The organism is Metabacillus sp. 84, assembly GCF_050107715.1.
GTDB lineage: Bacteria > Bacillota > Bacilli > Bacillales > Bacillaceae > Metabacillus_B.
Window position 1 is genome coordinate 47,696 of record NZ_JBNILN010000013.1, and the last position, 13,382, is coordinate 61,077.

General features: G+C 46.4%; 16 protein-coding genes. 13 read left to right on the plus strand and 3 right to left on the minus strand.

Features of this window, described 5'->3' with window-relative positions:
• Positions 1-10: 10 nt before the first annotated feature.
• The 6 genes from aroE to ACQCV8_RS17195 all read left to right on the plus strand — a co-directional run bounded on the left by aroE (position 11) and on the right by ACQCV8_RS17195 (position 3,568).
• On the plus strand, positions 11-859 hold the full coding sequence (gene aroE, locus ACQCV8_RS17170) for a shikimate dehydrogenase (protein WP_426846513.1): 849 nt from the start codon (positions 11-13) through the stop codon (positions 857-859).
• On the plus strand, positions 853-1,146 hold the full coding sequence (gene yhbY, locus ACQCV8_RS17175; RefSeq protein WP_426846515.1) for a ribosome assembly RNA-binding protein YhbY: 294 nt from the start codon (positions 853-855) through the stop codon (positions 1,144-1,146). Before aroE ends, yhbY begins: the two co-directional genes overlap by 7 nt.
• 179 nt (positions 1,147-1,325) lie before the next feature.
• On the plus strand, positions 1,326-1,895 hold the full coding sequence (locus ACQCV8_RS17180) for a nicotinate-nucleotide adenylyltransferase (protein ID WP_426846517.1): 570 nt from the start codon (positions 1,326-1,328) through the stop codon (positions 1,893-1,895).
• Positions 1,885-2,466 (plus strand): bis(5'-nucleosyl)-tetraphosphatase (symmetrical) YqeK, encoded by a 582-nt coding sequence (gene yqeK, locus ACQCV8_RS17185; protein WP_426846519.1) that lies wholly within the window; start codon positions 1,885-1,887, stop codon positions 2,464-2,466. The genes ACQCV8_RS17180 and yqeK overlap by 11 nt, the downstream gene beginning before the upstream one ends.
• Entirely contained in the window at positions 2,463-2,819 is a 357-nt protein-coding gene (gene rsfS, locus ACQCV8_RS17190; protein WP_426846521.1) for a ribosome silencing factor, read from the plus strand. The genes yqeK and rsfS overlap by 4 nt, the downstream gene beginning before the upstream one ends.
• Positions 2,816-3,568: a class I SAM-dependent DNA methyltransferase gene (locus tag ACQCV8_RS17195; RefSeq protein ID WP_426846523.1), complete on the plus strand. Its 753-nt coding sequence runs from the start codon at positions 2,816-2,818 to the stop codon at positions 3,566-3,568. Before rsfS ends, ACQCV8_RS17195 begins: the two co-directional genes overlap by 4 nt.
• 173 nt (positions 3,569-3,741) lie before the next feature.
• Here ACQCV8_RS17195 and comER read toward each other — a convergent pair whose 3' ends face one another.
• On the minus strand, positions 3,742-4,569 hold the full coding sequence (gene comER, locus ACQCV8_RS17200) for a late competence protein ComER (RefSeq protein ID WP_426846525.1): 828 nt from the start codon (positions 4,567-4,569) through the stop codon (positions 3,742-3,744).
• A gap of 89 nt (positions 4,570-4,658) precedes the next feature.
• On the opposite strand from comER, the gene ACQCV8_RS17205 reads away from it, so the two are divergent.
• The 3 genes from ACQCV8_RS17205 to ACQCV8_RS17215 all read left to right on the plus strand — a co-directional run bounded on the left by ACQCV8_RS17205 (position 4,659) and on the right by ACQCV8_RS17215 (position 8,242).
• Entirely contained in the window at positions 4,659-5,300 is a 642-nt protein-coding gene (locus ACQCV8_RS17205) for a helix-hairpin-helix domain-containing protein (protein ID WP_426846527.1), read from the plus strand.
• Positions 5,301-5,362: 62 nt separating this feature from the next.
• Entirely contained in the window at positions 5,363-5,926 is a 564-nt protein-coding gene (locus ACQCV8_RS17210) for a ComE operon protein 2 (RefSeq protein WP_426846529.1), read from the plus strand.
• A 21-nt stretch (positions 5,927-5,947) separates the two neighbouring features.
• Positions 5,948-8,242 (plus strand): DNA internalization-related competence protein ComEC/Rec2, encoded by a 2,295-nt coding sequence (locus tag ACQCV8_RS17215; protein WP_426846531.1) that lies wholly within the window; start codon positions 5,948-5,950, stop codon positions 8,240-8,242.
• Between the two features lie 71 nt (positions 8,243-8,313).
• Here ACQCV8_RS17215 and ACQCV8_RS17220 read toward each other — a convergent pair whose 3' ends face one another.
• The gene (locus ACQCV8_RS17220; RefSeq protein ID WP_426846533.1) at positions 8,314-8,448 is read right to left on the minus strand and encodes a YqzM family protein; all 135 of its coding nucleotides are present in this window, start codon (positions 8,446-8,448) and stop codon (positions 8,314-8,316) included.
• A 328-nt stretch (positions 8,449-8,776) separates the two neighbouring features.
• Here ACQCV8_RS17220 and holA point away from each other — a divergent pair, with 328 nt between their 5' ends.
• Positions 8,777-9,814 (plus strand): DNA polymerase III subunit delta, encoded by a 1,038-nt coding sequence (gene holA, locus ACQCV8_RS17225; RefSeq protein WP_426846535.1) that lies wholly within the window; start codon positions 8,777-8,779, stop codon positions 9,812-9,814.
• Positions 9,815-9,882: 68 nt separating this feature from the next.
• On the opposite strand, the gene rpsT is transcribed toward holA, so the two are convergent.
• The gene (gene rpsT, locus ACQCV8_RS17230; RefSeq protein WP_426846537.1) at positions 9,883-10,149 is read right to left on the minus strand and encodes a 30S ribosomal protein S20; all 267 of its coding nucleotides are present in this window, start codon (positions 10,147-10,149) and stop codon (positions 9,883-9,885) included.
• A gap of 203 nt (positions 10,150-10,352) precedes the next feature.
• Here rpsT and gpr point away from each other — a divergent pair, with 203 nt between their 5' ends.
• From gpr to ACQCV8_RS17245, 3 genes are all read left to right on the plus strand, one after another.
• Positions 10,353-11,486 (plus strand): GPR endopeptidase, encoded by a 1,134-nt coding sequence (gpr, locus tag ACQCV8_RS17235; RefSeq protein ID WP_426846539.1) that lies wholly within the window; start codon positions 10,353-10,355, stop codon positions 11,484-11,486.
• Between the two features lie 68 nt (positions 11,487-11,554).
• The gene (locus ACQCV8_RS17240) at positions 11,555-12,754 is read left to right on the plus strand and encodes a stage II sporulation protein P (RefSeq protein ID WP_426846541.1); all 1,200 of its coding nucleotides are present in this window, start codon (positions 11,555-11,557) and stop codon (positions 12,752-12,754) included.
• 19 nt (positions 12,755-12,773) lie between these two features.
• Positions 12,774-13,109: a DUF3679 domain-containing protein gene (locus ACQCV8_RS17245; protein WP_426846543.1), complete on the plus strand. Its 336-nt coding sequence runs from the start codon at positions 12,774-12,776 to the stop codon at positions 13,107-13,109.
• The last annotated feature ends 273 nt before the right edge of the window (positions 13,110-13,382 follow it).

The following is a 13,382-nucleotide window of genomic DNA, read 5'->3' on the forward strand; positions in this document are numbered from 1 at the left end:
GGACCTTTCCATGACAGCAGACGTATATGGAATCATCGGATGTCCTGTAGGCCATTCCATGTCTCCTGAAATTCATAACCTGGCGTTTCAGGATCTTCTCATCGATGCCGTTTATCATAGGTTTCACGTGGAAAAAAGGGACTTGGAAGCCGCGGTTAAAGGAATTAGAGCGCTTGGCATTAAAGGTGTGAATGTGACCATTCCGCATAAAGAAGACGTCATCCCCTTTCTTGACGCTATTGACGAAACAGCTGCCAGAATGGGAGCCGTTAACACCATCGTGAATGAAGATGGAAGGTTAAAAGGATACAATACGGATGGACAAGGGTATATAGAATCTGTCCTGCCGTATTTAGATAAGGAGCTATCCGAAATATCCTGTCTGATCATCGGAGCCGGAGGAGCGGCCAGGGGAATATACTCAGCTATGGCCCATGCTGAGACCGGAAGGGTAGATTTAGCTAACAGGACCCCTTCCAGAGCGTATGCGATCCTGGAAAGCTGCAGTGCCCCTGTTTCGAGCAAGGTAATCACTCTTGATCAGGCCCAGTGCTCACTCACTGACTATGATTTAATCATTCAGACGACGTCTATTGGCATGTCACCGAAGGAACAAGCAAAACCGATCTCTTTAGCTGGCATTGTTCCTGGGACGATTGTGAGCGACATTATTTATAATCCCGTAAAAACCGTGTTTTTACAAGAAGCTGAAAAACATGGATGCCGCATCGTTTCCGGTGTGGGCATGTTTATTTATCAAGCTGCGCTATCATTTCGCCATTGGACAGGGAAAATGCCTGATGTAAAGGCAATGGAGGCTGTAGTGCTGCAAAAACTAGGAGGCAGCAAGATATGCTAACAGGTAAACAAAAACGCTTTTTGCGTTCAGAAGCACACCATTTAAACCCGATTTTCCAAGTTGGAAAGGCCGGCGTAAATGAGAATATGATTAAGCAAATAGAGGAAGCACTTGAAGTAAGGGAACTGATCAAAGTAAGCATACTTCAAAACTGTGAAGAGGATAAGGACACGGTAGCAGAAAAACTGTCCAAGGGTGCCCGTGCGGAGCTTGTTCAGGTGATTGGTCATACGATTGTCCTGTATAAGGAATCAAGGGAGAATAAGCAAATTAAGCTGCCGAACTGATCTGGACAATCCTCCATACCGCAGTTTTCCCCATACTAGATGGAACCGCGATCCGGCAGCCATGCAGGATCGCTGCACCACCGGGACTTTCGCTCAGCATTTCCGTCCGTCTATTCTTTTCCCGGAGCTTTAAACGAGGATCGCACGTGCGGTAACGGAGAGACAAAGGGGATTTTCACATGAAAGAAATTGGTATATTTGGAGGGACCTTTGACCCGCCTCATTATGGACATCTTTTAATGGCGAACGAGGTGAAAGCGGCACTCTCATTGGATGAGATCTGGTTTATGCCTAACAGCCTGCCGCCGCACAAGCAAGATGAAGACCACTCCAGTCCGGCTCACCGCTATGAAATGCTTAGACTTGCGATTAGCGGGGAGGAAGGATTCAAGATAGAACCGATTGAGCTGGAGCGCTCCGGCCCTTCTTATACATACGATACGATTGTGCTGTTGAAGGAAAAGTATCCGGAACACCGGTTTTCCTTTATTATTGGTGCGGATATGATCGAGTACCTTCCCCGCTGGAATCGGGTGGAGGAATTATTGTCCCTTGTCCGGTTTATCGGAGTCGGGCGGCCCGGCTATTCTTCAGAAGGAGAATACGGCATAGCCATTGTGGATGTTCCGCAATTTGATGTGTCATCCACATTGATCAGACAGCGTCTCGAAAACGGGGAAACGACCAACTTTTTGCTTCCGGAAAAAATAACGAGGTACATTAAGGGGAAGGGACTGTATGGAACGTAAGCAGGCTTTAGAACTGGTAAAAAAACAGCTGACCGACCATCGGTACCAGCATACTTTGGGAGTAATGGAAACAGCTATAGAACTTGCCGGAAAGTATGGAGCGGATATTAAAAAAGCAGAGACCGCAGCCATCTTCCATGATTATGCGAAATTCAGACAAAAAGAGGAAATGAAACAGATTATTCTAGCGCAAAATATGAAGCAGGATTTGCTTATTCACAATACGGAGCTGTGGCACGCGCCGGCAGGGGCATATCTGGTCCGGACAGAAGCGGGAATTGAAGATCCTGAAATATTGGATGCGATCAAGTATCATACCTCCGGCAAAGCAGGTATGAGCCTGCTTGAAAAAGTGATTTATGTAGCGGACTACATTGAACCCGGGAGAAGGTTTCCAGGTGTGGAAGAAGCGAGAGAAGCTGCGGAAAGAAGCCTCGAGGAAGCGATGATGCTTTCCCTGCAGAACACGATAACGTTTTTGCTTAAGAAAAATCAGGCTGTTTATCCGATGACAATCGAAGCCTATAATGACTTAGTATTTTCTAAACGGGAGGAATCCATTAAAGAATGAATGAAAAAGATATATTAAAACTCGCTGCTGCTGCTGCAGATGATAAACGGGCAGAGGATATGACGGCCCTTCGCATGAAAGGCCTATCACTCATTGCAGATTACTTTTTGATCTGCCACGGAAATTCTGACAAACAAGTACAGGCAATCGCCCGTGAAATCAAAGACCAAGCTGATATAAATGGCATTCATGTTAAACGGATGGAAGGCTATGATGAAGCACGCTGGATTTTGATTGACCTCGGTGATGTTGTCGCCCATGTATTCCATAGAGATGAGCGAATTTACTACAATCTTGAAAAATTATGGGGAGACGCGCCGTCAGAGGATTTGGCCAAACTTCTTGAAGCATGATTTATACGGGTTTTGCCGGAATCTATGACCATCTGATGAAGGATGTTCCCTACCGGGATTGGGCGGATTTGCTCGATCGCCTGATGAAAGAGCATGGAAACGGCGGCAAGAAAATTATGGATATGGCATGCGGTACCGGAGAAATTACTGTTTTGCTTGCGCAAAAAGGCTACATGGCAGCAGGGGCTGACATTAGTGAGGACATGCTCGCTGTCGCTATCCAAAAGGCTGAGTCGAATAAAGTAGAGATTCCTTTTTTCAATCAGGATATGAGGGAAATGGAGGGACATCACCATGCCTATGATGCTGTGATGATGAATTGCGATTCCCTGAATTATCTGCTTGAGGAAGAGGACGTCCGGCAAACGCTGCATTCTGCGGCGGCCATGCTCCATGCCGGAGGCCTCCTGCTCTTCGATGTCCATTCACTTTACAAGATGGAACACATTCTGCAAGGTGCTACGTTCGCAGACGCAGGAGAAGATGTAAGTTTTATCTGGAACTGCTTTGAAGGAGATCACCCTTATTCTGCAGACCATGAACTTAGTTTTTTTATCAAGGATCCGGATGGCCGCTACAGCCGAATCGACGAGTTTCATCAGCAGCGGGCGTATGCGTCGGAACAATTGCTTGCCTGGCTTGAAGCTGAAGGCTTTGAAGTGCTTGAGCATTTTTCTGATTTTACCCCGGGTATGCTTTTGGAAAAATCTGAAAGGCAGTTTTATGCCGCCAAAAAAACCCGGGTATAGTTCGCCCAATCGCCTAAAATGATGAGGAAAACCCAAGAGTGCCCGCTATAAGTGGGGTTCCTGGGTTTTTTCTTTCGTTTTATGAAGGCATGGAAGGGCGGCAAAAAACGCAAATACGAAATAAAAAAATCTGTCTGCTCTTGAAGGAATCTATCGAAACGCATCGAATCATATTAGTGATGGCTCCTGAATTGATCCCCGATAAGCGAAAGATCCTCATCGAACTTCTCATGTGTCTTCTGAAACAAATGCTCAAACACATCTCCAAGCTCCTTCTCAAGGATATTAATTCCTTCACCTGTTACTCCGCCCTTTACACACACTTTCTTTTGCAGTGCCGGAAGCGTATAATGTCCGGTTTCAATTAGTTTCCCCATCCCGGTAATCATCCCGGAAGCAAGCTGTTCTGCCATTTCTTTGCTAATGTCGGTTTCCTTTACTGCAGCATCAGTAAAACGCTGAATCAGGTAGCTGAAAAATGCAGGACCGCAGCTCACGATATCGGATGCTGCCCGTGTTACCGTTTCTTCGATCAGGACAGGCTCGGAAATGGATTCAAAAAGCGTGATGATTGTATTTCTCCATTCATCCGAACAGGCTGCTCCAAAGGTAACAAGCGAGACCCCGCTAAGCGCCCGGTTGGTGATGCTCGGAATGACTCTCGCTGTCTGGCAGGGAGAAATGGTTTCAAGCAGACTGGCGGATACTGGACTCGTAATCGAGACTAAGCAGTGGTTTTCCGTGAGGTGCGGTTCCAGCTGTGTGACCAGCGGATAGAGATCAAGCGGCTTAACACAAAGAAAAATAAGGGAACAGGCCTTTACAATTTCCTCGCTGCTCTCCGCAACCTTGATGCCGGGAATAGCAGACTGTATAGGATAAGCTTTTTCCAATGTCCGATTGGTGATAAGTATGGACGGGGGTTTGATCGCTCCGGATTCAGCGAAAGCTTCGATTAAAATTCTTCCCATGTTGCCCGTGCCGATAAAGCCGACATTCAATGACTTCCCCTCCTTCACTTCCCTATTCTCCTACACAGTATGAATATCAATTTGTATTTATTCCTAAAACTGTTTACATGAGGTGATGTATGAATTGGCTGCATAAATATAAAATTCCGTTATTAGGAGCCGCTTTAATTTTGCTTATCGCAGGATTCATTTACCTAAATGGACTTCCGCAGAAGGAAGCCCTGCCTGTCCAGGAAAACATGGAAAATCTTGAACCTCCAGAAGCGCAGGAAACAAAGGAGCCGGACGGTGGTTCAAGGGTATCGCCAGATGATCAGCGTACTCCGTTCATTGTAGATATTAAGGGAGCTGTAAAAGAGCCGGGAGTTTATGAATTTTGGGATGGAGCAAGGGTGAAGGATGCTGTAGACCGGGCGGGAGGGCTGCTGGAGACCGCAGATGGAAAACAAATTAATCTGGCGGGGCTGCTCATAGATGGAACGGCTGTCTATATCCCGGCAGAAGGAGAGGACCCTGAGAGCCTGCCGGCACCGCCGGGCAGCTCAGGAGCACCCGGCCAGACAGAGCCTGTGATTGATTTAAACAAAGCGACCCTTGAAGATCTTCAGACGCTTCCTGGAATCGGGCCGTCGAAAGCTGAAGCCATTCTTAGCTACAGGGAAGAAAAGGGGGCTTTCAAAACAAAGGACGAATTAAAAGAAGTGTCTGGAATCGGTGATAAAACGTTTGAAAAGCTGCAGGATTCTATCCTGGTAAATTAACCTTTGACGGGAGATTTTAAACCTGTCTAAAATGGGAGAAGGAAAAGAGCGGAGGGATACTGTTGAATCGCATATCATGGGATCAATATTTTATGGCGCAAAGCCATTTGCTGGCTTTGAGGAGCACGTGCACACGTCTTGCAGTCGGTGCAACCATCGTAAGGGAAAAGAGAATGATTGCAGGCGGCTATAACGGTTCGATTACTGGCGGAGACCACTGCATAGATACCGGCTGCTATGTCATTGAAGGCCACTGTGTCAGAACCATTCATGCAGAAATGAATGCGATCCTGCAATGCGCGAAATTTGGTGTGCCAACTGAAGGAGCAGAGATTTATGTGACTCATTTTCCATGTCTGCAATGCTGCAAAGCCATTATTCAGGCAGGGATTCGTTCCGTTTTTTACTCTGCGGATTACAAAAATCATCCCTATGCTGTAGAACTTTTTCAGCAAGCCGGTGTCAAAGTGAGGCAGGTGGAGCACAAGCAGCCGGATTACAGCCGTAATGGTGAGAAGGATGAATTGCTTGCCGACCTTTTGAACAGGCTGAAAGAGCTCGCAGATGATGAATCCGAATTGAGCGAGCTGACAAAAAGAGCAGACAGGCTGATCTCAGGGACCTGAACATAACAGGGGGGGCCGGATTTGAACTATGTATTATGCGCGGCCGCTTCTGCAATTGCGATCCTTTCTTCCAAGTATTCAGCAGAATGGGCAGGCTTTTTGGCTGTTTCGGCAGGAAGCCTGCTTCATTTTCTGAAAAAAAGGGAGATGGCAGCTATATGGGCGCTTGCCGTTTTTTTTCTATTTCTCTATCTGTCCTCTTATCATGAAAGCCACTCAAACAGCATGCTGAAAGAAGGGGGTTTTTCCGGAAGGGGAATGCTTACCGTTCATCCGGATGTGGATGGAGACAGGTTTAAATCATTCATTAAGCTTGAAAATGGTGAAACAGCTGTGCTCAGGCAGTTTATTGAAAGTGAAGAAATGAAACAAAAGCTCTTAAAAGTAAAAAGCGGCATGTCCTGCAGGACTGAAGGCAAGCTTGAGGCACCGCTGAATCCGACGATCCCGAACAGTTTTCATTATAAAGCGTATTTGGAGTCTCAAGGTATTTACTGGGTCATGACTGCCTCGGAAATTACGGATTGTAAAATGGAACCCTCCCTGGAAGCGGCTCTTCTCAGCTGGAGATCATCCGGCCTTGAGCGGATCCTGAACACGTTTCCCCCGGAATCTGCTGGGATTGCACAGGCGCTTGTTTTTGGAGAAAGGGAATGGATCAGCCAGGAGACGGAACATGCCTATCAGCGGATCGGTATTATTCATCTGCTGGCCATTTCTGGCATGCAGGTCGCCATGATTGCGTTTGCCGGACGTTACATCCTTATAAGAGCAGGTGTCAGCAGGGAAGTCTCAGCGCTGATTCTGTTTATTTTCCTTCCTGCTTATCTCATTTTAGCCGGCGGCTCACCCTCTGTTACAAGAGCCGTACTGGCAGCAGAACTGTACTTGCTTTGCGTGATTTTAAAATGGAAACTGCACCCCCTCAGCCTGCTGTCTGTCTTATTTATAATGTGGCTTGGCTTTTATCCTCTCCATTTATTCCTCACTGGTTTTCAGCTCACCTTTATAATCAGCTTTACCATTTTGCTTTCCTTCCCCCTGTTAAACGCATGCGGAGGAAATATGCACAAGCAGAATTTTGCTCTCACAGTTCTCTCCATGATTTGTACCCTGCCCCTCATCCTCCATTCCTTCTGGGAAATTTCCCTACTCAGTTTGCCCGTCAACTTTTTCTATGTTCCCCTTTATTCCTTTGTGATCATGCCGGCATCTCTCATTTCCTTCACCATGTCACTTTTTCAAATCCCTTTATGGAAAGAAGCCGTTTCCGCTGCACACACAGCGATTGTTTGGACAAATCAGCTGGCTGAATTCCTTTCGGTGAAGGACCCGTTTTTGTTAAGGCCTGGAAAGCCACCTGGATGGCTACTGGCCGGCTACTCAGGGGGAGTTCTATTCAGTCTGTGGTCTTCAGATAAAGGCTTCTGGAAACGCATAATCGCTTTGGCTGTGCTAAGCAGCTTAGGAATGGTGCATTTTATGCTTCCTTATGCCAACCCTGGGGGTGCGGTAACCTTTTTAGATGTTGGACAGGGGGATTGCATCGTGATTGAACTCCCATACCGGAAAGGGGTCTATGTCATAGATACCGGCGGGAAATTTACTTTTGAAAAGGCTGGGGAAGAGTGGAGAACGACGAGAGAAGAAGCAAAACTCGCTGAATATACCCTGCTCACTTATTTAGCTTCCCAGGGGATCAGCCGCATTGATGCGGTTTTTCTGACGCATGGTGATCATGATCATACAGGGGAATATGAAACGCTGGCGGAGGCTGTAACCATTTCAAAGCTGATAATCCCGCAAGGATTTGTGCGTGATGACTCCGATAGGAGGATCATCGATGAATCGTCCAGGCGGGGTATTTCTGTTCAGACTGTGAAGGGGGGAGAGCTCATTATGGAGGAAGGCATTCATTTTCAAGTGCTTTGGCCGCTGCAGTGGAGCGATAGCAAAAATGAAGATTCCCTCGTTTTGCGGTTCACACTTGGAGGACAGCGGTGGCTCTTGACGGGGGATTTAGAGAAAGAAGGGGAAGAGGCTATGCTTCGCGCTTACAGGGATATAGAAATAGATGTGTTAAAAGCAGGCCATCATGGAAGCAGATTTTCAACAACACCGAATTTGCTGAACCGAACCACTCCTTCGCATGCGGTCCTGTCTGCCGGCAGGAAAAACCGGTATGGCCATCCGCACAAGGAAGTATTAGACCGCTTAAAGAAACAAAACGTAAATGTATATCGGACAGATGAACATGGGACGATTCAATATCTCTTTAAAGGCGAAAGTGGAACCTTTAAAACGTTTTCTCCATAAGATGAAATATAAAGCGGGGAAAGAAAAAAGAGACTGCTTTCCAGCCTCAAGGATCGGTACGGACTTTTTTGTTAAGATGCAGCCAGTTTGATCACTGTCGCGATGATGAAAAGGGTTGCAAAAAAGCCGAATGAAACAGCAAACCCTACTCCGGAATCAACAGCGTCATTCCGTTTGCTCTGTACATTTTTTTCAAATTCATTCATATTTACCCCTCCCGTTTACTTTTCAGTATAAGGCAGACTAGAAAAAAAATCCATCCTCTCAGAAGAAGAGGCCAACCCGCTGCCTGCTTAAATACGGGCAGTGGTCATGTCTTCGGATAGAAGATGTTAACAGCCATACAATTAAAGTCAGGGTGCAAAATAATAGGAAATAAACGGTGGCATCGTTTTTCTGCAGAATGAACCCGGGACCTGCAGGAGAACGTTTATTATATATGGCAGGAGGGGTTCACCCTCCTCCGTTCTATTTTAGTTGCATCCCGTTGGCAAACTCTATACGATGAGTATAGAGTTTTTACATAGGAGCTGGATGGATGTGCTGCAATTCTGGAAGCAACTTCGCAACGGAAACCTTTCGCCCGTCTATTTATTGATTGGGACTGAAACCTACCTGATGGAGCAATCAGTTAAGAAGCTGGTTGATGCGGCTTTGCATGAAGAAGAAAGGGATTTCAACCTTTCTGTTTATGATTTGGAAGAGACGGCTGTCGAAACGGCCGTCGAGGACGCTGAAACTCTGCCGTTCATGGGAGAAAAAAGGGTCGTCCTTCTTAAAAATCCTTCCTTCCTGACTGGCGAAAAAAAGAAGGAAAAAATTGAACATCATGTTGAAAGATTTGAACAATATGTAAAAGAGCCCGCCCCGTATACCGTCTTAATTGTTCAAGCCCCATATGAAAAATTGGATGAACGGAAAAAAATTTCAAAAACGCTCAAGAAAAACGCGGTTATCGGGGAAGCCAGAGCTTTATCAGGCCAGGAGCTTGTTCAGTGGATTCATTCCCTGGCTTCCGAGGCTGGGGTGGTTATAGAGCAGGATGCAGCAGAGCATTTAGCCGCTTTGACAAATGGGAGCTTAATGCTGATGGATCAGGAGATTCAAAAGCTTTCTTCTTATACGGGGCCTGGCGGTTCAATCACGAGGTCATTGGTAAATCAGCTTACTGCAAGAACTTTGGAACAGAACATTTTCGAGCTCATTCACCACGTAACGTCAAGAAAAGCGGATAAGGCGCTTGAAGTTCTTCACGATCTATTAAAAGCAAATGAAGAACCAATCAAAATACTTGCGCTTATTGCTGCACAGTTTCGCCTTTTCCTTCAGGTAAAGCAGCTTACAGCAGCAGGATATGGCCAGCCCCAAATAGCAGGAACCTTAAAGGTCCACCCGTTCAGGGTCAAGCTGGCCTCCCAGCAGGCTTCATCCTTCCGTGAAGAGGATTTAAAGCAGTACATAAATCGGATTGCTGAAGCGGATTATTCGATGAAAACCGGGAAGATGGACAAAGTTTTAATATTGGAGCTGTTCCTGATGCAGCTCTCCAGCCCGCCCGGACAAGCCCGTTAACCAAAACTGATTGTACGTAAAAAGCCGCTGGTCATAACGACCAGCGGCTTTATGCTGCAATCATTTGCTTACGCAGACAATCCATTTACTTGTTTAGTCAAGCGGGATTTGTAGCGGGAAGCAGTATTTTTGTGGATGATTCCGCTTTGAGCAGCTTTGTCAATTCTTTTAGCAGCTTCTTGAAGAGCAGCTTTAGCATTGTCAGCTTCATTGTTCACAACTAGTGACTCAACTCTTTTCATTGCAGTACGCATTGATGATTTAAGTGTTGCGTTGCGAGCGCGGCGCTCATCATTCGTTTTTACACGTTTAATCGCAGATTTAATATTTGGCATCCGATTCACCTCCTATAAAAAAGCAACCGAGATCTATTTAACTCGATATATTTCCAACATAGAGAACAAGAGATATTCTATCAGACACCGCGCGGTTATGCAATACCTCTGACAAGGAATTTTCGTTGATAGCAAAGTTCGCGAATGGCAGCTCCTTGAATTGGAAAAAATAAAAGCAGACATTTCCGAGGAGGGGATTAAGGATGAGTGAATCATTGGATTTAACAAAGTATACAGTCCGGACGGATCTCGCGATAGAAGCACGTGATATGGCTCTTGAGGAGCAGAAGAAAAATCAGGATCCAAAAGCTGCGGATCGCGGGGACGGCGAAGTGAAGGGCATCATTGTCAAGGAAAGAACGGAGGGCGATATTACACTCACTTCGGTGGAAATTAAGAAGGAAGGCGAAGAAGCGACAGGCAAAAAAGCGGGGCATTATTTAACCCTGCAAGCTGATGGGATCCGGCAGAAAGATACGGATCTTCAGCAGCAGGTGATTGAGGTGTTTGCCAGGGAATTCAGCCGGTTTATTGAAAACCTTGGAATAAAAAAGGACGCTTCATGTCTTATCGCAGGACTTGGAAACTGGAATGTAACCCCTGATGCACTCGGACCGATTACAGCAGAAAATCTGCTGGTCACCCGTCATTTATTTGAGCTTCAGCCCGAAAATGTACAGGAGGGCTATCGTCCGGTAAGTGTGATCTCCCCAGGAGTGATGGGGCTGACCGGGATCGAAACAAGCGATATTATTTTAGGGGTTGTTAATCGCATTCAGCCTGATTTTATCATCGCCATCGATGCACTGGCAGCAAGGTCGGTGGAAAGGGTCAACGCCACCATCCAAATATCAGATACAGGCATCCATCCTGGATCAGGGGTCGGCAATAAAAGAAAAGAATTAAGCATGGATACTCTGGGAATTCCCGTTATCGCGATCGGTATTCCAACGGTAGTGGATGCCGTAACAATCGCAAGCGATACCATCGATTTTATCCTTAAGCATTTTGGAAGGGAAATGACACAGGGGGACCGTCCGTCAAGATCGCTTGTTCCGGCCGGCATGTCCTTCGGGGAAAAGAAAAAGCTAAAGGAAGAAGACCTGCCCGGAGAAGAACACCGCCAGACTTACTTAGGGATTATAGGGACACTCCCTGAGGAAGAAAAGCGGGCACTGATCCATGAAGTGCTGAACCCTCTCGGCCATAACCTGATGGTTACCCCAAAGGAAGTGGACGTGTTCATCAGTGATATGGCCAATGTGATTGCAAACGGCCTGAATTCTGCCCTTCACGGTCAAGTAGGACATGACAATAGGGGCACTTTCACACACTAGCATTTTGGTTCTAACTCTCGCATTTTGTCCATAGACTGTACAAGACAAAGGCGAGAGGACGGATATGCATGAAAAGGACAGGCTCCCCTCCAATTCTGGCAATTAGCGGGACAAGTATTAAAAAACTTCTCTTTACGGCCTTTTTGGGTCTGGTACTCATTTTTGTTGTATCTGGAGTGCTGACGTCCTTAAAACCCCAGTACAGGCCTGCATCTTCCTCCCTGCATACACTGGCCGGCGGAATTGCAGGCGAGGCCTTCATTTATTTAATGAGCACGGAAAATCACTATTTTTCACAGGCTCTTCCTGAAGAAAGCGGACAGGCTGACTGGTCTTCTATGTTTTTAAAGCTTGCCGCAAGCATCAACTTAAATGACCCGCGAAGTTTACTAGGACGGGAGCTGCCGGGTTTCGCCATGTACGACAGTGAGATCATTGTAGCTGCTGAAGGTGCCAATTATAACAGCATTATCCCGTATGAATCGGCTCCCCCTCCTGAAGTTCAGCTGCAGGAAAGGGAAGCATCGATTGAACAGCTGCAAAAAGCTTCCGAGAAAACAGAAGAGACTGGAAAACCGCCTGCAGCAACAACGGGAGGACGGAAAGTAGTCTATCTGTACAACACACATAATACCGAGTCATACCTTCCGTTATTTAAGGACCCTCCTAAAGATGCAAATCAGGCTTTCCATTCATCAGCCAATGTCACACTCGTGTCGAGGATGCTGGCCGATGAACTCAAGGCCCAAGGGATCGGATCGCAGGTGGAAACAACAGATATACAAAAAATCCTGAAAGAGAAAAAATGGAACTACACAACCCAGTCCTATTCGGCTGCCAGGCCTGTTGTGCAGGAAGCGATGGCTTCAGGAGAAGATCTCGAATATTTCATCGATATTCACCGGGATTCACTGGGACGTGATCGAACAACGGCCGAAATCAACAGCAAGCCTTACGCTCAAATCGTTTTCGTCGTCGGAGGGAAAAATGTGAGCAGGGACAAAAATATCGAACTTGCAAAAGAGCTTCACAAGCGGTTCGAGAAAAAGTACCCCGGACTGTGTAAAGGCGTCATTCTTAAAGATAAAGGCTCAAACGGCCTGTTCAACCAGGATCTGTCCGGAAACTCACTATTATTGGAGGTTGGCGGTGTAGATAACAATATGGAAGAGCTCCGCAATACTACAAAAGCCGTAGCGGATGTGTTTAGTGAATTTTACTGGCAGGCTGAAAAGGTTCAAGGTGCAGGCGGAGCAGAAAAGAAATAACCAGACTAGAGGGATACGGATGGGTAAATTCATGATGAAATCCATAGGTGCAGCCGCTCTTCTCTTTATAGGGGTTCTGATTGGGATGCAGGCCGCAGGCAGCGGAATGAAAAGCCTTCAAGGCTACGATGATCCGGATATGAAGGGAGCATTTACGATCAAAAACAGCGGCGGGCAGGAGATGGAGGCCTCGATTCTTGGCCATTCATTATCAAGCCATGATTTAGAAAAGAAGAGAATGGAACTGGAGAAAGCGGATGCTTTCAATCCGCTCTCCGAAGCTGCAAGAGGCATCACCTCAACTGTGGAGAATCTGTTCCAAAAACTCATAAATGCCATTAAGGGCGGAAAATAATTTTCGCCGGCATGAACTATCCATGTGATCCCGGACCGCTGTAAGCACTCCGGGATTTTTACGTACTTTCAAAAGGTGGCAGCTAAGAGGAGGGAAGCAGTTCTGATAAGAGCAGACACACTGCTAGGAAAAATCTTACAGTCATGCGGCCGCGTTACGCCTGAAGCATTAGTTTTCCCTGCAATCTCCTCTCTGCTAACCTGAAATATGGACTCCTAAAAAAACATGATTCCTAAGACCGGAAATTTTTTTCGTCAAAAGATTTGTTGAATG

Excerpts from the sequence above, each read along its gene's own strand:
- aroE (WP_426846513.1), top strand. The coding sequence starts at position 11 with ATGACAGCAGACGTATATGGAATCATCGGATGTCCTGTAGGCCATTCC.
- yqeK (WP_426846519.1), top strand. The coding sequence starts at position 1,885 with ATGGAACGTAAGCAGGCTTTAGAACTGGTAAAAAAACAGCTGACCGAC.
- holA (WP_426846535.1), top strand. The coding sequence starts at position 8,777 with ATGGATGTGCTGCAATTCTGGAAGCAACTTCGCAACGGAAACCTTTCG.
- rpsT (WP_426846537.1), bottom strand. The coding sequence starts at position 10,149 with ATGCCAAATATTAAATCTGCGATTAAACGTGTAAAAACGAATGATGAG.
- ACQCV8_RS17205 (WP_426846527.1), top strand. The coding sequence starts at position 4,659 with ATGAATTGGCTGCATAAATATAAAATTCCGTTATTAGGAGCCGCTTTA.
- gpr (WP_426846539.1), top strand. The coding sequence starts at position 10,353 with ATGAGTGAATCATTGGATTTAACAAAGTATACAGTCCGGACGGATCTC.
- ACQCV8_RS17240 (WP_426846541.1), top strand. The coding sequence starts at position 11,555 with ATGAAAAGGACAGGCTCCCCTCCAATTCTGGCAATTAGCGGGACAAGT.
- ACQCV8_RS17195 (WP_426846523.1), top strand. The coding sequence starts at position 2,816 with ATGATTTATACGGGTTTTGCCGGAATCTATGACCATCTGATGAAGGAT.
- rsfS (WP_426846521.1), top strand. The coding sequence starts at position 2,463 with ATGAATGAAAAAGATATATTAAAACTCGCTGCTGCTGCTGCAGATGAT.
- yhbY (WP_426846515.1), top strand. The coding sequence starts at position 853 with ATGCTAACAGGTAAACAAAAACGCTTTTTGCGTTCAGAAGCACACCAT.
- ACQCV8_RS17180 (WP_426846517.1), top strand. The coding sequence starts at position 1,326 with ATGAAAGAAATTGGTATATTTGGAGGGACCTTTGACCCGCCTCATTAT.
- ACQCV8_RS17245 (WP_426846543.1), top strand. The coding sequence starts at position 12,774 with ATGGGTAAATTCATGATGAAATCCATAGGTGCAGCCGCTCTTCTCTTT.
- ACQCV8_RS17220 (WP_426846533.1), bottom strand. The coding sequence starts at position 8,448 with ATGAATGAATTTGAAAAAAATGTACAGAGCAAACGGAATGACGCTGTT.